Source organism: Bacillus sp. 491mf (assembly GCF_900112415.1).
Taxonomy (GTDB): domain Bacteria; phylum Bacillota; class Bacilli; order Bacillales; family Bacillaceae_G; genus Bacillus_A.
In genome coordinates this window covers 204,844-223,566 of record NZ_FOLV01000002.1, presented here as the reverse complement: position 1 = coordinate 223,566, position 18,723 = coordinate 204,844, and the positions used below count along the sequence as shown (strand labels likewise).

Annotated in this window: 22 protein-coding genes; 3 read left to right on the top strand and 19 right to left on the bottom strand. The window is 36.0% G+C overall.

All coding sequences use genetic code 11. The features are described from left to right. Positions 1–93 precede the first annotated feature (93 nt). Genes BM211_RS03945 through BM211_RS03935 form a run of 3 tightly spaced genes read right to left on the bottom strand, consistent with a single transcriptional unit; the run spans position 94 to position 1,775 of the window. Positions 94–282, bottom strand: coding sequence for a capping complex subunit for YIEGIA (locus tag BM211_RS03945; protein WP_035435095.1), 189 nt, complete (start codon positions 280–282; stop codon positions 94–96). Further along, positions 279–1,172 carry a YIEGIA family protein gene (locus tag BM211_RS03940; protein ID WP_090995225.1) on the bottom strand — a complete coding sequence of 298 codons (894 nt, stop codon included), beginning with the start codon at positions 1,170–1,172 and terminating at the stop codon, positions 279–281. Before BM211_RS03940 ends, BM211_RS03945 begins: the two co-directional genes overlap by 4 nt. A gap of 3 nt (positions 1,173–1,175) precedes the next feature. Then, positions 1,176–1,775, bottom strand: a complete 600-nt coding sequence (locus tag BM211_RS03935) for a YphA family membrane protein (protein WP_035435099.1) — start codon at positions 1,773–1,775, stop codon at positions 1,176–1,178. Positions 1,776–1,891: 116 nt separating this feature from the next. Between BM211_RS03935 and BM211_RS03930 the strand changes: the two genes are divergently transcribed. Beyond that, entirely contained in the window at positions 1,892–2,026 is a 135-nt protein-coding gene (locus BM211_RS03930) for a YpzI family protein (RefSeq protein ID WP_020059616.1), read from the top strand. A 568-nt stretch (positions 2,027–2,594) separates the two neighbouring features. Here BM211_RS03930 and fni read toward each other — a convergent pair. From fni to BM211_RS26335, 4 genes are all read right to left on the bottom strand, one after another. Next, positions 2,595–3,644 carry a type 2 isopentenyl-diphosphate Delta-isomerase gene (gene fni / locus BM211_RS03920; protein WP_035435103.1) on the bottom strand — a complete coding sequence of 350 codons (1,050 nt, stop codon included), beginning with the start codon at positions 3,642–3,644 and terminating at the stop codon, positions 2,595–2,597. A gap of 12 nt (positions 3,645–3,656) precedes the next feature. Then, positions 3,657–4,805: a 30S ribosomal protein S1 gene (rpsA, locus tag BM211_RS03915; RefSeq protein WP_035435105.1), complete on the bottom strand. Its 1,149-nt coding sequence runs from the start codon at positions 4,803–4,805 to the stop codon at positions 3,657–3,659. Positions 4,806–5,007: 202 nt separating this feature from the next. Beyond that, positions 5,008–5,685 (bottom strand): (d)CMP kinase, encoded by a 678-nt coding sequence (cmk, locus tag BM211_RS03910; RefSeq protein ID WP_035435107.1) that lies wholly within the window; start codon positions 5,683–5,685, stop codon positions 5,008–5,010. Positions 5,686–5,896: 211 nt separating this feature from the next. Beyond that, positions 5,897–6,070, bottom strand: coding sequence for a DUF5359 family protein (locus BM211_RS26335; protein WP_090995221.1), 174 nt, complete (start codon positions 6,068–6,070; stop codon positions 5,897–5,899). A gap of 233 nt (positions 6,071–6,303) precedes the next feature. Here BM211_RS26335 and BM211_RS03900 point away from each other — a divergent pair, with 233 nt between their 5' ends. Continuing rightward, positions 6,304–7,275 (top strand): asparaginase, encoded by a 972-nt coding sequence (locus BM211_RS03900; protein WP_081904926.1) that lies wholly within the window; start codon positions 6,304–6,306, stop codon positions 7,273–7,275. 86 nt (positions 7,276–7,361) lie between these two features. Here the strand turns inward: BM211_RS03900 and BM211_RS03895 are convergent, their stop codons facing one another. The 12 genes from BM211_RS03895 to BM211_RS03840 all read right to left on the bottom strand — a co-directional run bounded on the left by BM211_RS03895 (position 7,362) and on the right by BM211_RS03840 (position 18,237). Continuing rightward, positions 7,362–8,348 carry a YpdA family putative bacillithiol disulfide reductase gene (locus BM211_RS03895; RefSeq protein ID WP_035435109.1) on the bottom strand — a complete coding sequence of 329 codons (987 nt, stop codon included), beginning with the start codon at positions 8,346–8,348 and terminating at the stop codon, positions 7,362–7,364. A 116-nt stretch (positions 8,349–8,464) separates the two neighbouring features. Continuing rightward, complete coding sequence (locus tag BM211_RS03890) at positions 8,465–8,995, bottom strand: peptidoglycan recognition protein family protein (RefSeq protein ID WP_035435111.1); 531 nt, start codon at positions 8,993–8,995, stop codon at positions 8,465–8,467. Positions 8,996–9,074: 79 nt separating this feature from the next. Then, positions 9,075–9,308 (bottom strand): DUF3961 domain-containing protein, encoded by a 234-nt coding sequence (locus tag BM211_RS03885; RefSeq protein ID WP_090995217.1) that lies wholly within the window; start codon positions 9,306–9,308, stop codon positions 9,075–9,077. 153 nt (positions 9,309–9,461) lie between these two features. Further along, positions 9,462–9,674, bottom strand: coding sequence for a hypothetical protein (locus tag BM211_RS03880; protein WP_035435115.1), 213 nt, complete (start codon positions 9,672–9,674; stop codon positions 9,462–9,464). A gap of 569 nt (positions 9,675–10,243) precedes the next feature. Next, entirely contained in the window at positions 10,244–11,527 is a 1,284-nt protein-coding gene (gene gudB, locus BM211_RS03875; protein ID WP_035435117.1) for an NAD-specific glutamate dehydrogenase, read from the bottom strand. 247 nt (positions 11,528–11,774) lie between these two features. Next, complete coding sequence (locus BM211_RS03870; protein WP_090995214.1) at positions 11,775–12,380, bottom strand: genetic competence negative regulator; 606 nt, start codon at positions 12,378–12,380, stop codon at positions 11,775–11,777. Positions 12,381–12,457: 77 nt separating this feature from the next. After that, the gene (locus BM211_RS03865; protein ID WP_090995210.1) at positions 12,458–13,357 is read right to left on the bottom strand and encodes a MerR family transcriptional regulator; all 900 of its coding nucleotides are present in this window, start codon (positions 13,355–13,357) and stop codon (positions 12,458–12,460) included. 25 nt (positions 13,358–13,382) lie between these two features. Further along, positions 13,383–14,159: a metallophosphoesterase gene (locus tag BM211_RS03860; protein ID WP_090995205.1), complete on the bottom strand. Its 777-nt coding sequence runs from the start codon at positions 14,157–14,159 to the stop codon at positions 13,383–13,385. Between the two features lie 420 nt (positions 14,160–14,579). Beyond that, positions 14,580–15,074 (bottom strand): LysM peptidoglycan-binding domain-containing protein, encoded by a 495-nt coding sequence (locus BM211_RS03855; protein ID WP_090995202.1) that lies wholly within the window; start codon positions 15,072–15,074, stop codon positions 14,580–14,582. Further along, positions 15,046–15,660, bottom strand: a complete 615-nt coding sequence (locus BM211_RS03850; protein WP_090995198.1) for a CPBP family intramembrane glutamic endopeptidase — start codon at positions 15,658–15,660, stop codon at positions 15,046–15,048. The genes BM211_RS03855 and BM211_RS03850 overlap by 29 nt, the downstream gene beginning before the upstream one ends. Further along, the gene (locus BM211_RS03845) at positions 15,660–17,186 is read right to left on the bottom strand and encodes a RecQ family ATP-dependent DNA helicase (RefSeq protein WP_035435128.1); all 1,527 of its coding nucleotides are present in this window, start codon (positions 17,184–17,186) and stop codon (positions 15,660–15,662) included. Before BM211_RS03845 ends, BM211_RS03850 begins: the two co-directional genes overlap by 1 nt. A gap of 1 nt (position 17,187) precedes the next feature. Beyond that, a complete protein-coding gene (locus BM211_RS03840) occupies positions 17,188–18,237 on the bottom strand; it encodes a YpbB family protein (protein WP_090995318.1) in 1,050 nt (349 codons plus the stop codon). A 225-nt stretch (positions 18,238–18,462) separates the two neighbouring features. On the opposite strand from BM211_RS03840, the gene BM211_RS03835 reads away from it, so the two are divergent. After that, the gene (locus BM211_RS03835; protein WP_035435130.1) at positions 18,463–18,711 is read left to right on the top strand and encodes a ferredoxin; all 249 of its coding nucleotides are present in this window, start codon (positions 18,463–18,465) and stop codon (positions 18,709–18,711) included. Positions 18,712–18,723 lie beyond the last annotated feature (12 nt).

Sequence of the window (18,723 nt, the reverse complement as noted above, 5' to 3'; positions counted from 1 at the left end):
TGTTATTATGTAAAAAACCCTTCTTTGTGCAAGAAGGGATTTGCATTCCAGAATATTTCTCTCATATCAAAACATCTCATATTATAACACATTTCAAGAATGTTTCACAATAATATATAAATTCTCTTGCAAGCGGTGGGCAATTCCATCTAAAATCGCTTCTAAATTACTAGCAACAAACTCCGCTTCCTCTACTGTCTCACATACAAATAACGGTGCCCCGCCAGCGAACTTTTCCGGAATTGTTGTAATAACAGCAAGAATACATTTTTCTAATATCATCCTTTTTCTCCCCTTCCGTTTGGGGCCTCAGAAGACATATGAATAGCACTTTCTAGCGTTGGAACATTTCCAATGACCTGAATCGCTTTATTTACATCTTGATCTTGCGGCAAAACAAATATGCCTATTCTTCCATCATTCAAATCACGTTTTGCAAGCGGTACAAGTGCAGGTGTTCCAGAATCTCGATATACACCAAGCGCAACAGATATATCATGCAAAATCGCTTGTCTTTGCCCAAGGTTTGCTAATGTTACCCGAGCGTCAATAGATTTTGGTTTTAAAATAAAACCCATACCATATTTCATAATTTCCTTTTGCCTTGCTGGTAAACCGATATTCATAATATAAATATTATCAACATAAAGACCTGCTCCTTCAAAATGCAATGGAACATGCTCAACTTCAACAAGGTCGCGCAACCGTTTACCAGACATCAACTTTTTCGCGAAAAAGAAAGCTATGATTCCAGCTAAAATACCGGCATACCACGATTTAAATCCTAAATAAGCAAAAGTAGCTATAAAAGAAGTTAACATCGCTAAATAATTACGGCTCTCAAACACAATGGCAATTCCCTCAATATATGTATTGCCCCTAGGTACAAGTTCGTATCCGTCTAATTGCTGCAATGTATTCCGCTCCATATTCCGCACATCACGAAACTGCGATGCTGCCAATGTCAAAAATGTAATCGCAGAGAAATCCTTTTTCAATATAGCTGGAATGGCAACCGCCCCAAGAGCAGCCGCAATAATTCCCATGGCAATATGAATAATCTTGCCATGTAAACGAGTTGGATACTGCCTTGTATCCGTTTGAAGCATTAAAATTCGCGTGACAGTTCCAACGGTTACTCCAAGCAACATAGCTGATGTATACGAGTTCATAAATTAACCTTGTCCCTCCTTTACTTGCTTTTGCTTAAATTGTTCTGTATATGTCATTATTTTTCCAATTCCGTATAAAAGACTACAGAACATCGTGGACACAGCAATCATATTAAAAAATTGTAAACTCCCTAATTGATACGGAAAATTGAATGTCTTTAAAATAAATGCTATAAACAACTCACCTTGCAACGCCCCTGCATATAATCCCCATATACGTAATAGACGGTCCCTATGCAATAAAACAGATGTATAAACGAGAATACTACTTAACATCCATGTACGATCTACAACAATCCAAATCGGGTCATAGAGTTCGATTAAAGAAAAACTTGCATATAGCATCGCGATTATAAGTGCACATAATAAAGTGTAGACCTTTTTCCATAATGAATATACCGCAATTCCAATAAATGAAATTCCCGCTAACAATAGAGCATTTACCGATATTGTAATAAAAGCAAATGAAATCACTGTTTGCGAACAAATAATAAATAATAAAATGACCGCACTAACCTTAAGTCTAACCGTATCTTTTTTCAAAAAAAACGTCGTAACAATCCAACCCATCCACGCTAAAAAATAAAAATATCCACCTTCCAATTGAACACCTCCTATTATTTCCATTATGGGAATTGTTTATGAAAAATAATCATCGTCTATCGCTGCATATTTTAAAAAATAACAGCAACACTTTGTACTAAGGAGGTGGGAACACCATGGGTAAAGATCGTCAAGAAAAGAAATTGAAACAATCACGACGCGTAGAATCTGACCGCAGCCAATCATTACAATATCCAGGTGCTACAGGACTCGACACACCGGAGCAAGCACGAAAACAAAATCAACATTAAAACAAAGGAACAGCCAACATATTGTTGGCTGTTCCTTTGTTTATATATAAATTCATTTTGATTTTTCAATATGTAAATTGCTGCTATGCATGGCTAGATACTCTCGTCCGCCCAAAAAGAAGGGATTAGTGTTCGTTATATTCACACATATAAATACATACTGTATAAACCCTTTTTCAACGGCTTTCTTTATTGCTTCAACGCGATTAAATACATGGATCTTTGAATAAAAAATGCATCGTTTAGGACTTTGCATGAACTTTATCCCGCTATTCGTGGGCAGTAATACTCCCACCTCAAAATTCAGCGAAAGCATTGTCCAGCTCTAGCGGCTAGAATCTCCGGCCGTTTCGCCCCCTCGGACGAGGCAAAAAGCGCCTCTCTGTCAGGGGCGTGGGCGTCCTGCGATTCTGAACGAGCCGCTTCCGCTTTTCTTAAGAAGTTAGGTGGGAGATAAACTACCCGTAAAAACCCGATTGGTGAGGGCTGATAATCAGTGGGGGATGAAGAAAACCCCCCACTGATTAAAGTTTCACTTTATCAAAAGGTCTCCTAAGATGCATTTTATTTAACGCCTACTATATGTTGTTGTATCAATCCCGCGCTCGTTAAGCCAATGGTATGTATCACCTTTAACAACAACTGGTACTTGCCTAAGTTCAGCGATTGTTCGTACTCCAAGCGCTGTCATGATAAACTGCAAATCTGTATGTAGTAATTCAATTTCTTCAATTAGTTTCTCTATACCTTCTTGCATCAAAATTCGTAAAAAATGACCAGCAAATGCAGTTGCTGACGCTCCTAATGCTAATGCTTTCGCAACATCAAGTGCTGTTTGAATACCACCTGATGCAATAATAGACAGAGGTTTTTTTGTAGAGGATACTTCAATTAAAGAGGAAGCAGTCGAAATGCCCCATTCATTGAAAAAGGAAAGTACTCGCTGTCTTCTTTCATTTTCAACCGCTGCAAAGTTTGTACCGCCATATCCACCAATATCTATAATAGAAACTCCAACACTGGCTAACTCTTCCGCGGCCTCTTTACTCATACCAAAACCAACTTCTTTTACTATAACAGGAACAGAAGAATGTTTGACAATTTGTTCGATTCTTTTTAATGAACCCGTAAAATCACGATCGCCTTCTGGCATTGTCAATTCTTGAATGACATTCAAATGAATTTGTAATGCACTTGCTTCAATCATATCAACAGCTCGTTTCGCTTGTTCTACTGTTGCTTCATTGCCTAAGTTTGCAATAACAATTCCATTCGGATTCACTTTTCTCACGATTTTAAAAGACGCTGCTTCATTAGCATCTTTTAACGCCGCCATTTGTGAACCGACAGCCATTGCAAGCTGATACTGCTGTGCAGCTTTTGCTAGTTGTTCATTAATATGTAATGTGTGCTCTCCGCCACCACCAGTCATCGCATTGATAAAAATCGGCGAACTTAAAGCAAGTTCGCCGATTTCTGTTTGAAATGATATACTTTCATAACTGATATTCGGTAAGCTTTGATGAACAAAAGCAACGTCACAAAAGCCATGCGTACGAGACTGTCCAGTAGAAAGAGCATACTCAATATGTTCTAATTTACGCTTTGCTCTTACCACACAAACCCCTCATTATTTCTTTAAATTTTTTAGCTTCTCTCCAATAATATCACCTAATTGGAATGTTGCAGAATCAGAAGTTGGTTCATATTTACTATAATCTTCTGTTACATTATTTTCCTCAAGCGCTTCTTTTATACTTAAAGAAATACGTTTTTCTTCTGAATGAATTTCTAATACTTTCACTTTCACATCTTGTCCAATGCTTAATACCTCATTCGGATTTTTTACATGACGGTTTGCGATTTGTGAAACGTGAACAAGTCCTTCTACGCCAGGAAAAATCTCAACGAATGCTCCGAAAGTAACAAGACGTTTTACTTTCCCATCTAGTAGATCACCTACTTTTACTTGGTTTGAAACATTCGACCATGGACCTGGTTGTACCGCTTTCATAGATAAAGAAATACGCTGCGTATCAGCATCAACAGATAGCACTTTTACTTTTACAGTTTGCCCCTCTGTTAATACATCAGATGGTTGTTCTACACGATCATGAGAAATTTGAGAAATATGAACTAAGCCGTCTACACCGCCAACATTTACAAATGCCCCGAAGTCAGTTAAACGTTGAACCTTTCCCTCTACAACATCGCCTGCTTGTAACGAAGAAACCGCTTCTTTTTTCTTCATGTCTAGCTCTTTCTCTACAACTGCCTTATGAGAAAGAATCACACGATTTTTCTCGCGATCTAATTCTACAATTTTTACTGCCAATGTTTTTCCTTTATAATCAGTAAAATCTTCTACATAATGCATCTCTACAAGTGAAGCTGGAATAAAGCCACGAACACCAAGGTCAACAACTAGGCCTCCGTTAACGATATCTTTAATTGTTACATCAAAGACTTCACCCGATGTAAATTGTCCTTGCAATACTTCCCATGCTTTTTCTGCATCTACTGCACGTTTAGACAACACTAAATCATCATCTTCTAATTTAATTACTTTCAATTCAAGAGTTTGTTCTACTTCTACAACATCGCTTGCTTTTTCAATATGAACATTCGCCAATTCACTAATTGGAATAACACCATCAGTTTTGTACCCAACATTTACAAATACTTGCTTATCTTCAACCTTTGTTACTGTACCTGTAACAATATCACCTACTTGTAATGCCTTTGTGTTTACAACTTCTTCATTCATTTTTTCTACCATGGAAATACCTCCCTACTGAAATGGCAAAGCATCTTTATGTATATACGAAATGGAAACAATGGCTTCCATTTGCATGTATGTAAAATATTTAGAAAATACCCTCTTTTACTAACTTCTAACAAATCGATGAATTTGTCAAGGAAATTGTCTCCTTATTACTAGACAGAAACAAAAATAAAGGAAGAGAGTTTAACCCCTTCCTTTATTTTACGAACGTTGCTGATACAATATCCATAATCTTTTGGACTACTTCTTCAATAGCTAAAGACGTTGTATCTAACTCAATTGCATCCTCAGCTTTCTTTAATGGAGACACTTCACGTTCAGAATCTAATTTATCACGAAGCGCAATTTCTTCTTTTAGTTGCTCTAAATTAGAAGGGAATCCTTTTTGTGCGTTTTCTAAATGTCTTCTTTCTGCTCGCTCTTCAACAGAAGCTAACATAAAGATCTTCACTTCCGCATTCGGTAATACATGCGTCCCAATATCACGACCATCCATAACAACGCCGCCTTTTTCCGATAAAGCCTGCTGACGACGGACCATTTCTTCTCGCACGAGGCGATGTCTTGCCACAATCGATACGCGATTTGTTACTTCTGGTGTGCGAATCACTTCTGATACATCTTTTCCGTTCAAAAAGACAAGTTGTGCATTGTCTCCATGCTGAAACGAAATGTCTATACCCTTAACGATTCCCATTAATTTTTCTTCACTTTCAATATCAATACCTTGCTCTAATGCCGCATATGTTACAGTACGATACATCGCACCCGTATCAATATAAACATAAGACAATTTTTTAGCAATAATTTTAGCAACCGTACTTTTCCCTGCAGCTGCCGGGCCATCAATTGCAATTGAAATTCGTTTCTCCATTGTAACACCCCATTTTTCACTTATAAGAACAGAAGGAAAAGCAGGTATTCCCTGCTTCTCTCATCATTGTTTCATTTCACATTAACAGGAAGTAAAAATCCGATTGGTTCCATTAACGATCATCTTTTTCTTCAAATAACCGTTTCACTTTACCCCGTTTCAAGTCCTAAACCATTGTAGCACACTCTTTCTTAGAAGCAAATGATAAAAACTACTGATTTACCTCTAAAATATTTGTTATAACCCCTTTTGTAACTCCTTCATAATAGACAACTTTTGATATATTTTTCGCTATATGTTCTTGTGTTAACAACAATTGAACAATACATAAACAAACACATTGTCCAATAAGTAGCCAAATTAAAATTTTCTCCATTGTTTTCAAAAAACGACATCACCTTTCTCTTATGATTCCGTTCTAACAAGCTGTAAAACTCTCGCCTTAAAGTTTTATTGCGGATAACCCTTGCGGGCAGGATGAAGCCCCACTGATTAAAGTTTCACTTTATTTTCATTGTGATTATCACTTAGAAATTTTATACTTTTCCCATTGTCGAATCCGATCAAATCGTGTTATGGTTTTTATGTATTTGCATTGATTGGAGAGGGGTAAAGGCATTGAAAAAAATTCTTGTTTTACACACAGGTGGGACAATTGCGATGGAGGAAGATAAAGAAACTGGAGTTGTTCAACCAGGCGCACAAAATCCACTTTTAAAATTCATTCCAAATTTAGAAGAAGATATCGATTTAATTGTTGAAGATGTCTTTCATCTTCCATCTCCTCACATGACACCAAATGAAATGCTGCAATTGCAAGTCATGATTGACGAGAAGGTTAAAAACGATAACATACAAGGTGTTGTTATTACACATGGAACAGACACACTAGAAGAAACAGCTTATTTTCTAGATTTAACTGTACAAGCCGATGTTCCAATTGTCGTTACAGGAGCAATGCGCTCAAGTAATGAGCTAGGAGCAGATGGTTTATATAACTTTTTGTCAGCAGTAAAAGTTGCGAGTAGTGAAGAGGCAAAAGGAAAAGGCGTTCTTGTCGTATTAAATGATGAAATTCACTGTGCAACGAATGTGACAAAAACACATACAAGTAATGTAGCGACATTCCAAAGTCCACAGTATGGACCAATTGGAATGGTAACAAAGCGCGGTGTTGTCTTCCATCACGCATTAGTGCATTATGAAAAATATGCTGTTACACAAATTACAAAAAATGTTGTCATCTTAAAAGCATATGCTGGTATGGATGAGACATTATTGGCTGCAATCGAGCAATTGCCAGTTGACGGAATCATTATCGAAGCACTTGGACAAGGAAATTTACCACCACGTACACTTGCTGCTCTGCAACGTTTGATAGATAAAGATATTCCGGTTGTTCTTGTTTCTCGCTGTTTTAACGGGATTGTCCAAGATGTATATTCTTACGAGGGCGGCGGCAAACAATTGAAAAATATGGGCGTTATCTTCACATACGGTCTAAATGCTCAAAAGGCTCGTATTAAGCTACTCGTTGCACAAGAAGTAACAAAAGAACAAACAGAAATTCAAGCCATGTTTAAACATTAAAATTTAATTGTAACAAAAACACCTTCGTCTAATTCGTAAGTTAAAGAATTAGACGAAGGTGTTTTTCACTTCTTACCGTTCCATTATCAACTTTTCTGTTCTCGATTTGCAATGAGTTGCGCAATTGCAACCCCATGAAACCGGCCATTTTCTATAAAAATTTCATTTGCGTTATTACCAGCGGCAATTACACCTGCAATATAAATTCCTTCCACATTCGTTTCCATCGTTTCTTCGTTATACAGCGGTCTTCCTGTTTCAGAGTCAATTTCCACACCCATTTTTGTTAAGAAACTATGGTCCGGATGATAACCTGTCATAGCAAAGACAAAATCATTTGAAACCGTACATTCTTCGGTTCCTACTGTATATGTAACTGTATGTTCTGTAATTTCTTTTACATGCGCACCGAATTCCATTTTTATCGTTCCTTGCCGTACTAACGCTTCGAATTCTGGTAAAATCCACGGTTTAATACTTGGAGAATATACGTGACCACGATATAAAACTGTCACACGTGCTCCGCACTTTACAAGTTCTAACGCCGCGTCTACGCTTGAATTCTTTCCTCCAATGACGATAACGTCACGATTAAAATAAGGATGCCCTTCTTTGAAATAATGCATTACTTTTTCTAACTCTTCTCCAGGAACATTCATATAATTTGGGTTATCATAATATCCAGTTGCGATAACAACATATTTTGCCTTATACTTCTCTTGCTTGCCGTCACTCTTTAACGTTTGAACAAGGAAAGCATCTTCTTCTTTTCGCACTTCTTCTACGCGTTCAAACGCGTTCACACGCACTTGTTTCCGTTTTACTACTTCCCGGTAATACGCTAATGCTTGATTGCGAACAGGCTTACGGTTTTCTGTAATAAAAGCAACTCCACCAATTTCTAGTTTTTCACTAGAAGAAAAAAACGTTTGATGTGTTGGATAATTATAAATTGCATTAACAATATTCCCTTTTTCAATCACAAGTGGATTAATCCCAACATTTTGCATCGCAATCGCTGCCGCTAATCCGCACGGTCCGCCTCCGATGATAATTACTGTTTCCTTTTGCATGTAAGGTTCAACTCCTAGTCTTCTACTCTCTCTATTCAAAAAACAATGCAAACAAGAAAAAACCTACTTTCAGCAGTAGGCACCTATCTATATTGTATTCATTTTTCATATATTTGTCATCTATACGATACGTACATGCGATAGACGTCCGCTAAAAACTGTTTAAAAGGTATGCCTTGATTTGTTAATACACGTTCCGGATCAATCTTACGAGCAGGATCAAGCTTTTTATGTGACACAATATCTGTCCTTGGATTTAACCCAAAATTATGACACAAATAGGCATGATACCAAGTAAAACGTGTATATGCATTCCAAAAATTTATATTTCCCCCGTAGCAAAGTTCAACACCAATCGCTGCGCTATTAGCATTGTAACCATATATATCATTATCTGTTGGAACGTTATATCGAACATGATAAGCTACCTCATTGATTGGAATAATTTCGAGTATGGTTGTATCATCAATAAATGTATGAGCTGAAGCTTTCGGTTGCACTTCATTAAAATAGTCTCGGTTTCCAATCGCATTACTACCTGGATTCCCAGTGTCATGACTGACAATAAAACGAACTTTTGAAAGTGGAAAACCAGGCCGAGAGCTTCCATGTTTAATGTAATTTCGCTGTATAGGAAACTTCGCCATTCACATCATCTCCGCTCTAATAGAATAACCTACCTAATCTTATATGTATTCAGATGATGTGTCCCTATCACAATCATTATCACGAAAACAGAAAATCCATCATATTCGAAACAAATACCATAAATAGTAACACACTTACTGCCAACGTATAGAAACCATAAAACCAAACTTCATCTTGCTTCGTTTCTAAACCAAAAAAACGATTCACTGTCTGGAAGAAGGAATACTCTTTCACGTTCTTTTTACGTAAATTTTCAACTCGCTCCATTACATGTGTTGGCATCATAAAACGTTGTTCTGCAGTCGTTTTCATTACAATCTCCCCTTTATTATTAGCGAATGCTTTCCACCAATGAATCCCGAATAAACTGATCACTATGGAACTTTCACTTTATTTCCGTTTTTCTATCTAAGGAGAGTATAGCACAAACGTTCTGTTAGAACAAGTGTTCTTTTCTATTTTTTACTAATTCATGTAACTCATAAGTAATACAACTAATGCGTATACACCTGTAATAAGTGGACCGATAATAACTACTCCGAACAACAGCGAAGCAAGTGCCTCCCAAAACAGCCGAATAGGCGATATTGTTTCCATTTGTTTTCTCTCTAGCTTCTTTTCTAAATTCATAATTCGCTTCTCTAATTCAACCACTTGTTCCATTAAATCCATTTGCATGTTTCTCCCCTTTCCCCCAGCACTTTTCTATATAAATCTGTTTTAATACTTTGACACCTTTATCTAGTTCTGCCTCCTAAGCCCTCATGTCTAAGAACCTTCCACACAAGAAGGTATAAAAGAACCTTAGCCAACAGACTTAAACAGTCGGCTCCGCTTTTCTTTATAAGTCGCTGCTATAGAGAATAGCTTGCTCCCTTTGTTTTAAACCAAGCATGTGGACCGCTCACACTCTCGTCCTCCTATAAAGTGAAACTTTAATCAGTGGGGGTTTTCTTCATCCCCCACTGATTATTAGTTGAACCAATCGGGCTTTTACGGGCAGTTTATCTCCCGCCTAACTTCTTTGCTTCCGCTGAATTTTGAGGCGGGAGTATTACTGCCCGTTAATGCGGGATAAACATGAAAGGGCTTTTATGGCAGTTTTTTAACTTATATACATATATATTCCTCCAACTTACCATCAGTAGAAATACGAATGGAAACCCCACTTAATCTCACAATCTAAATACGACAAAAAACCGCAACTTCCTTTAAGGAAATTGCGGTTTTCATAATCGATAGTTGGCTTATACCCAGCCTCTGAAGCGACTTGCTTCTGCCATTTTACGAACACCAACCATATAAGCTGCTAAACGCATATCCACTTTACGAACTTGCGATGTTTCGTAAATAGAATCAAACGAGCTTACCATTACTTTTTCTAAACGAGCCTCTACTTCTTCTTCAGTCCAATAGTAACCTTGGTTGTTCTGTACCCACTCAAAGTAAGAAACTGTTACGCCACCAGCACTTGCTAATACGTCTGGAACAAGTAAAATGCCTCGCTCTGTTAAAATTCTTGTTGCTTCTAATGTTGTAGGACCGTTTGCTGCTTCTACAACAATTTTCGCTTTAATATTCGCTGCATTTTCTTCTGTAATTTGATTTTCAATCGCAGCTGGTACTAAAATATCACAATCTAATTCTAATAATTCTTTATTTGAAATTGTATTATTGAATAATTTTGTTACTGTACCAAAGCTATCACGACGGTCTAATAAATAATCAATATCTAAACCATTTGGATCATGAAGGGCACCGTAAGCATCCGAAATCGCAATTACTTTCGCTCCCGCATCGTGCATAAACTTCGCTAAGAAGCTACCTGCATTTCCGAATCCTTGTACAACAACACGTGCACCTTTAATATCGATATTACGTTTTTTCGCTGCTTCACGAATACAAATTGTTACACCTTTTGCAGTCGCTGTTTCACGGCCATGAGATCCACCTAATACAAGTGGTTTCCCTGTAATAAATCCAGGTGAATTAAATTCGTCAATACGGCTATATTCATCCATCATCCATGCCATAATTTGTGAATTTGTAAATACGTCTGGAGCTGGAATATCTTTTGTTGGCCCTACAATTTGACTAATTGCTCTTACATAGCCACGGCTTAATCTTTCTAACTCACGGAAAGACATTTCACGTGGGTCACAAACGATACCACCTTTACCACCACCGTATGGTAAATCAACGATACCACATTTTAAGCTCATCCAAATTGAAAGTGCTTTTACTTCATTTTCCGTTACATTCGGATGGAAGCGAATACCACCCTTTGTTGGACCAACAGCATCATTATGCTGAGCACGATATCCTGTAAATATTTTAACAGTCCCATCATCCATACGAACCGGAATCTTCACTGTCATCATACGAATTGGTTCTTTAAGTAATTCATATACCTCGTTTGGATAACCCAATTTTTCTAAGGCTTCTTTAATAACAATTTGCGTCGAATTCAACAGTTCAAAATGTTGTTCTCTTTGTTGTGTTTGTGTTTGAGCTCCCTTTTCGGCTACCATAGTAAGTAAACCCCCTGTAATTTCACTTGTTTAGTAAACCTTCATTGCTTAGTATACACTCTTAAAATAGGAATGCAAGAGAAAACGCTAACAAAAGTATACAAACCTTTTTTTACTTTGCAAACGTTTTCAATATCATTATAGTATTTTTGTTATTTCTAGAAAAGCAAAATGATTAAAAAGTTAACATTTTTTATATAATATAATGTTTAAATATTTTATATATAGAAAACCTCAACTAAATTACTTAGCTGAGGTTTTCTTTTGCGATAAAGTAATTGTAGATTTGTTTAATTGCATCATTTGCCATCAGTTCTTTTCCATATTCCATCATTCGATAAATTGTAATTGTGGAGGAGTTACCAAACTCCGCCAAAATAGCAATCATATCTTCTTTTAATAACGTAGCCGTTTCCTCTTCTATCCATAAATAAAAACGATCTTGCCATCCATAAAGCTTTCCACCTATTATTCCAAGACTATATAAACGACCAGCTAATGCAATCATATCGTCTAACGAATTAAATTCGTATAATATATGCTCACTCTCATCAAGAGTAACTTGCATTTCAATGTATTCATCTTGGAATTCTTCTTCCGTATCTAACTCTTGATTTTCTTTTGTGACAATAACAACCATCCCTTGCGCTTGCAATGAAAACACTTCTACTGCAATTGGACCATCAGCTTCAAAGCCGAGCTCTTTATTAGCTTCTAGCATCATATCTCGAAATAACTGTTGAACTTTAGGAGCATTTTTCCATAAATCTTCCTTCGTAAGCCCACGTTCTGACAAATCATCGAACGTCAGAAAGATCTTTATTTTATTATAATTTAAACGTTCCAGCCTCATCCCGTAACCTCCTTACGCAACCGTTGCATCTAATTTTTATTATATGAAACAGAAAATAGATGGTTCTTTCCGAACAACTATTCTAACATTTTTAACCATTCATTCCACTCTTCTTTCGTATCCCCAACAAACAAGTTATGAATCTCTTCCTTTTCTTCATTAGAAGCAAACCTAAAGGCAACACCGGCAAGTCCGATAGTAAGATTCTTATATTGCTCACGTAATCTCTTTGCAAGCTGAACACTTCCCATTATATTTTCTTGCATTGTACAAGAAATAAACAAAAATTTAGGGTTTACTCGTGTAATTACATCATGAATACCAGCTTCCTCTATGCCTGTCCCAATATAGATTGTTGGATAACCTTTTCGGCGTAAATATGTTGTAAAAATAAATAATTCGAGTTCATCTACTTCTCCTGGAGCACATATAGAAAGTACCTTTGATGTTCCTGCATTGGTGGGTATACTATGGTAAATCGCTCCCACACGTGATCGTAAAAGAGATACTGCATATTGTTCCTCTACGCTTGTGTTTTTTTCATTCAAGCGTTTCTCTCTTAGCTTGAACAATAATTTTGTGAATACCTCTGTAACCACTTTATCTATAGAAAAAATACTAAACGCTTCATCCAATAATTCAAGAGCTTGTTTTTCATCAAATTTTAACAAAGAATACAAGATATCGTCTACTAAAAGTTCTACTTTATTATATTCTTTTTCTGATAAATTGTGATTTCTTAATTGATCATTTTCTAATAAACTTACTGCTTGTCCAATGGTAAATCCTTGATTCAGTTTATTAATAAGCCATTTGAAAATTTGAACATGTTCTTCCGTATATAAGCGATGTCCAGCATCATTACGTTTCGGTGTAATGATTCGATATCGTCTTTCCCAAGCTCGCAATGTTCCCGGATGTATACCGAGCATATTGGAAATAGCTTTAATATTATATTTTCCAGTTGAATTTGGCATATTTCTTCCCACCTTAAAAGCAGCGTCAATCTTTTCTTCGTAAGGTAATTAAATGCGTTTGTGCAGGAGCTCGAAACCGTAATGGTACAAATGTTGTTCCATAACCATTACTTACAAACAAAGTCGTATGTGGATATCCATAAATTCCACCTTTCAAAAAACGTGTAGCATGAAACAGCCGAATTTGTCCGCCGTGCGTATGACCACTTAATATACAGGAAATACGTTCCATTCCATTTAATTTATATAAAATATCAGGGTTGTGGCTCACAAGGATGCGAAAGCCCTCTTCTTTACAATCCGCTAACGCTAAATCTAATCGATCACGCTTCAAACCTACATCATCGACACCTAGTAGCCATATTTTCTCTCCAAGATCCGATTCAAATAACGTCCCTGTATTATCTAAAATTTTCACGCCATTTTGAAGAAGTAACGCATCTAATTCGTGAAAATTAATTTCATAATCGTTATTTCCCCAAACAAAATATACTTGTCCTATTTCATTTAACCGTTTAATATTTTCAGCTACTCGTGATAGAGGTACTCCTCGTTCAGCTAAATCCCCACCTATAATAACAAGGTCTACTTTTCCTTTTACTTTCTGTATTAAAGATTGAGATACCGTTCTTTTGTGAATATCTGAAATAAAGAAAATTCGAACTTCCCCAAAACTTATTGGAAAATCTGCAAATAATATGGTGTGCTCTAGCAATGTATTACGTATCGCTTCTCTATACATCATCATAAAACAAACCATTACAATACATACAATGAAACAACCTAACACGACCCAAGTCATACACTTTCCCCATCTTTCTTCTTAACAGAATCTATCTATATATACAAGTTAAAAAACGACATAAAAACCCCTTTCTTTTAGTGAAGGACGAGAGCATCTGGCCGTGCATAGAAGCTGTCAGGGCCTTTTCCTGCCACATTCGAGGTTTCAAACAAAGAAAACAATCAAGTACAGGTCATGCTGTACTCTGCATAGAAGCAAATTATATGTCGAAAAATTAAAATGAATTTATATAATCACATCATAACACATCTTGAAGAAAAACCTTCTACGATCAGTAGAAGGTTTTCTTCATCAAATTACTTATTTGTAATAAGATTGATACACACCAGCAGTTATCCCCCGGCTATCTTCTTCAAATTTCTCACAAACTTTAGATAGGGGCTTACCATCAGCGAATAACAGGATGAAAATTTCTCTTTATTTCTTCTTTTCTGCCCCTGTCTTCTTCGGAATTTTCAATACCTGCCCTGGTTTCAATCCTTCTGCTATCTCATTATATTTCTTTATAATTGCTATTCCATCTTCGTTCGGAAAATATTTCTTTGCAACCTCTTCCAAAGTCTCTCCTTCTTTCACTGTATGAAACTGAAATGCCTCTGATGAGGATGATTTTGATTCATGATTTGTTTTCTTTTTTGAATCAAAAAAAATAACTTCAAATGGACTTTGTTCAGAATTAGCCTCAGATTCTTTGTTTTTCTCTACAACGTAACGCTCGGTATACCATAAAACCCCAATAGGGAGAAGGATAAATAATACTGTTAAAATCCGAACAAAAAAGTGCTTTATTTTAAATTTTGATTTTTTATTTTTTTTGTCTTTATGAACTTCACTACGTGGCGGTAAACCCTCTTCTGTTTGCGTTGACTCATTCAAACTCTCTTCAAACTCTGTTGTCGGCCTTGTCGTCATCTCGGTCACCACCATCTATCATTTGATTTCTTAATTGTAATCCCATTATGAAATCGACTAAAAAATGCGCAAAAATTGTAATTACTAAATTCCCTGTATATTGAAACACAAAACCAAATACAATGCTAATTAACAACACAAAACCAAATAAAAATGGCTTAGTAATGTAGCGAATATGTAAAACAGCAAATACTACACTTGCAAAAATTAGGCCAAAGTACGTTTGTATCACACCACGAAATAGAAATTCTTCTGCTGTTCCGATCAAAAGAGTAACAGCCAATATTTGCAACACAGACATTCCTTGAAACATACGATCATTAATCCCACCGTCATCAAACCACGATTCAGGAAAAAGATACATTGCAATATGATCCAACAGAACAATAATACAAGCTACTCCTCCACCTATAAAAAAAACAGATGAAAAGTCCCAGTACCATAAATTCAAAAATGTATCCATACTCGGAAAAAATGTATACGCTAATAGTATTCCCACACATATAACAATTGCTTGTGTAATATATAAATTCAGTCTGATTTCTTTTGGGCTCATGTCTTCAATACTTTTCTTGCGTATATCCATCATTCCTTCCCTCTAAATCCGAAAAGCAATTGTAACTCCGCTTCCCAATTATATTCGAAAACAGATTGTCTCGCTTGCTTTTTTTTATAATCTTCCATATGAATTCCGCAATGATTACAACAATTTTCCGGCTGTATTTCCTTTATATATCCAAATTTCGAAAGGATTTCCTCTCTTTTGCAATCTGTTCGCCTTATCCATTCTTTCATCATTTCTAATTGACCATATTTATTATAAAGTCGCGTTCTCACTTCTGTAATTAATTTCTGCTCAGCTTCATCAGACAAGGATTCAATCATCAATTGCCTATGCTGTATGATTTTCATCTTTTCAAAATGATAGCGAATAAATCTCCAGTATTGTTCATTCAATCCTGCTGCATTATAGCAAATTTCTTCTACATCTTCTAACGATAACACTTTTTTTTGTAACGTTGTTTCACGTAATAAGGAAAATAAAAACCGAATTTGTTGTTCATTTGGTAATTCTTCTTCAATAATGGTGAGCGGCAAATCATGATCAAGCGGGCTACATAATAAAATAGCAATGCTCGGTTCTCCATCACGACCCGCTCGTCCAATTTCTTGTAAATAAGATTCTATATTAATTGGATAATGGAAATGAATAATATATCGTGTATTTTGCTTATTCACACCCATTCCAAATGCACTTGTACAGACAACAAGTTGCAGTTGATCATTCATAAATTGTTGCTGAATTAACATCCGCTCTTCATGTTCCATTCCACCGTGATAATATGCAACATCATTAATGCCCTCATCCCTTAAATACGCTGCAAGACGCTCAGTCCAAGCCCTACTTGAACAATAAATGATCCCAGGTCCTTGTAGATATTTCACGTAAGATAATAATGCCTCTTTTTTCTCTTGAATCGTTTGGACAAACTCGATTTTCATAGCGATATTAGGGCGATCAATCGAATATAAATGTTGCTTCACATCTTTCAAATGTAAGCTTTCAATAATATCTTGTAATACTTCTTTCGTAGCTGTGGCTGTTAAAGCAAGAACTGGGGGGGAACCTATGGATGCAATAACTTGATCTAGCTTTTTATAATCTGTTCGAAAATCATATCCCCATTGTGAAATACAATGCGCTTCGTCCACAACAAATAAAGAGATATGAATTTTTCTTAGTTCTTTTAGCAGTACATCTGATTGCAACATTTCAGGAGATACAAATACAAATTTATAAGAATGCAATCGTCGCATCGCTTCTTTTTTTTCTATTATTGTTCGAAAGCTATTCAGAGCAATAACTTGATTTTTCACTATATATTTTAATTGTGTAACTTGATCTTCCATTAAAGACAATAATGGTGACACAATTAGTACCGTTCCATCTTGTACAAGCCCTGGCAACTGATAACAAAGCGATTTTCCGCCCCCTGTTGGCAGCATCGCGACAACAGAGTTTCCCTTTAATAAATCTGCAACGACTTCCTTTTGTCCAGATCGAAATGTTCGGTATCCAAACCACTGATATAAAACATCTTCAAGTCTCATGTCATCCCCCTACTCGCGCTAATACAAGACGAATTTCAAAATAGGAAACATGCTCTCCAGCAGCTTGTTTTAATATTCGCAGCTTCCGTGTTTGTAACTTCTCAATCACATTCTGTATTTGCTTCATTTTTTCTTTTTCTATAAATTGCTCCACCTGAAATTCTTTCTCACGTAATGCAATTTCTACAATATGATCTTCAATTGTTGCAACTTTCAATTTTCTAATCCGCGCAATTTCATCCATACTTCTTCCTTGTTTCCATAATTGATACGTTTTTTGTGTGGATATACTTAATAGATCTGCTTTTTCATTTGGATACGCAATAATTTGTGTTAGCAATGGAAACTGTTGCTTATGATGTTGCACATGTTGAATGATGAAATGAATTGTTCCCCAAAATAAAAGATATACGCGATGTTCATCTTGTTTCATCATATCTCCAAGCTGCTCCGTTGTATAACCAATACGATGATATCCCGTTAGACGGTACACAAAACTATTTGCTTCTATAGGAGTCACATTCATTAATATGAAATGGATTTCTTTATATAACTGTTCCGCTAAATATTCTCTTGAAAAAGAAGAGCTCGTAATAAATTGTTTGACCCATCTCGTAATTTCTGTATCTTGCTGAATCGGAATAAATTTCACATTTTGCTGCTGTAAATTTGAGACAGTTTGTATAATTAAGGATAGTCTTTTCCAAAAATTCTCTCCAAGTTCACCATATTGAAGACCATGTAAATGTTTCGGGAAATAAAATTTTCCCCTCCATTCATTTAATTGTTTTTCTCCTACTTCAGATAAAATGTAAGTATTTTCATGAACACATGTAATAAGTTGTGCGTTTAATAATGTTTCAATCTGTTTATCATAATCATGACGTCTTATAGATTTATATACACCAAATAAAAAGGAAAGATGAAACATATTCCCATCCTGAAACGTTTGCGAAGAACGCTTTCCTTTTAAAAGGTGATAAATGGAAGAAACTGTCCGTTCACCTTTTAATTGCTTTAAACAGTATAGTACAGTATATTGTAGCTGCAATGACGCTTCCATCCTTTCACTCTACTTCTATTTCCATTGTAACAAAATGCATCTTATTTAGATATTTTTAAAATATCATGAACGATTGAAGAAATTAGTTGACATTTTTAATTGATAAGAATTATCATTATAACTTTGTATTGAAAAGTTATAAAAACCGTTTTACAATAAGATTAGAATTTTTATCAGTGTTTTTATACATATTCTCGAGGAGGTAATTTAAAGATGGCAAAATATACAATTGTTGATAAAGATACTTGCATTGCATGTGGAGCTTGCGGAGCAGCTGCACCAGATATTTATGATTACGATGATGAAGGTATTGCATTCGTAACATTAGACGACAACCAAGGTATCGTTGAAATTCCAGATGTATTAGTTGATGATATGATGGATGCATTTGAAGGTTGCCCAACAGATTCTATTAAAGTGGCAGACGAAGCATTCGACGGCGACGCATTAAAATTTGAATAGTCTCCAAAAATA

Excerpts from the sequence above, each read along its gene's own strand:
- BM211_RS03945 (WP_035435095.1), bottom strand. The coding sequence starts at position 282 with ATGATATTAGAAAAATGTATTCTTGCTGTTATTACAACAATTCCGGAA.
- BM211_RS03865 (WP_090995210.1), bottom strand. The coding sequence starts at position 13,357 with ATGCCAAATTCAACTGGAAAATATAATATTAAAGCTATTTCCAATATG.
- BM211_RS03850 (WP_090995198.1), bottom strand. The coding sequence starts at position 15,660 with ATGGATATACGCAAGAAAAGTATTGAAGACATGAGCCCAAAAGAAATC.
- BM211_RS03860 (WP_090995205.1), bottom strand. The coding sequence starts at position 14,159 with ATGACTTGGGTCGTGTTAGGTTGTTTCATTGTATGTATTGTAATGGTT.
- BM211_RS03895 (WP_035435109.1), bottom strand. The coding sequence starts at position 8,348 with ATGCAAAAGGAAACAGTAATTATCATCGGAGGCGGACCGTGCGGATTA.
- BM211_RS03855 (WP_090995202.1), bottom strand. The coding sequence starts at position 15,074 with ATGACGACAAGGCCGACAACAGAGTTTGAAGAGAGTTTGAATGAGTCA.
- BM211_RS03835 (WP_035435130.1), top strand. The coding sequence starts at position 18,463 with ATGGCAAAATATACAATTGTTGATAAAGATACTTGCATTGCATGTGGA.
- cmk (WP_035435107.1), bottom strand. The coding sequence starts at position 5,685 with ATGGAGAAACGAATTTCAATTGCAATTGATGGCCCGGCAGCTGCAGGG.
- gudB (WP_035435117.1), bottom strand. The coding sequence starts at position 11,527 with ATGGTAGCCGAAAAGGGAGCTCAAACACAAACACAACAAAGAGAACAA.
- rpsA (WP_035435105.1), bottom strand. The coding sequence starts at position 4,805 with ATGGTAGAAAAAATGAATGAAGAAGTTGTAAACACAAAGGCATTACAA.
- BM211_RS03845 (WP_035435128.1), bottom strand. The coding sequence starts at position 17,186 with ATGAGACTTGAAGATGTTTTATATCAGTGGTTTGGATACCGAACATTT.
- BM211_RS03880 (WP_035435115.1), bottom strand. The coding sequence starts at position 9,674 with ATGCAAATGGATTTAATGGAACAAGTGGTTGAATTAGAGAAGCGAATT.
- BM211_RS03890 (WP_035435111.1), bottom strand. The coding sequence starts at position 8,995 with ATGGCGAAGTTTCCTATACAGCGAAATTACATTAAACATGGAAGCTCT.
- BM211_RS03870 (WP_090995214.1), bottom strand. The coding sequence starts at position 12,380 with ATGAGGCTGGAACGTTTAAATTATAATAAAATAAAGATCTTTCTGACG.
- BM211_RS03940 (WP_090995225.1), bottom strand. The coding sequence starts at position 1,172 with ATGAACTCGTATACATCAGCTATGTTGCTTGGAGTAACCGTTGGAACT.
- BM211_RS03885 (WP_090995217.1), bottom strand. The coding sequence starts at position 9,308 with ATGAAAACGACTGCAGAACAACGTTTTATGATGCCAACACATGTAATG.
- BM211_RS03930 (WP_020059616.1), top strand. The coding sequence starts at position 1,892 with ATGGGTAAAGATCGTCAAGAAAAGAAATTGAAACAATCACGACGCGTA.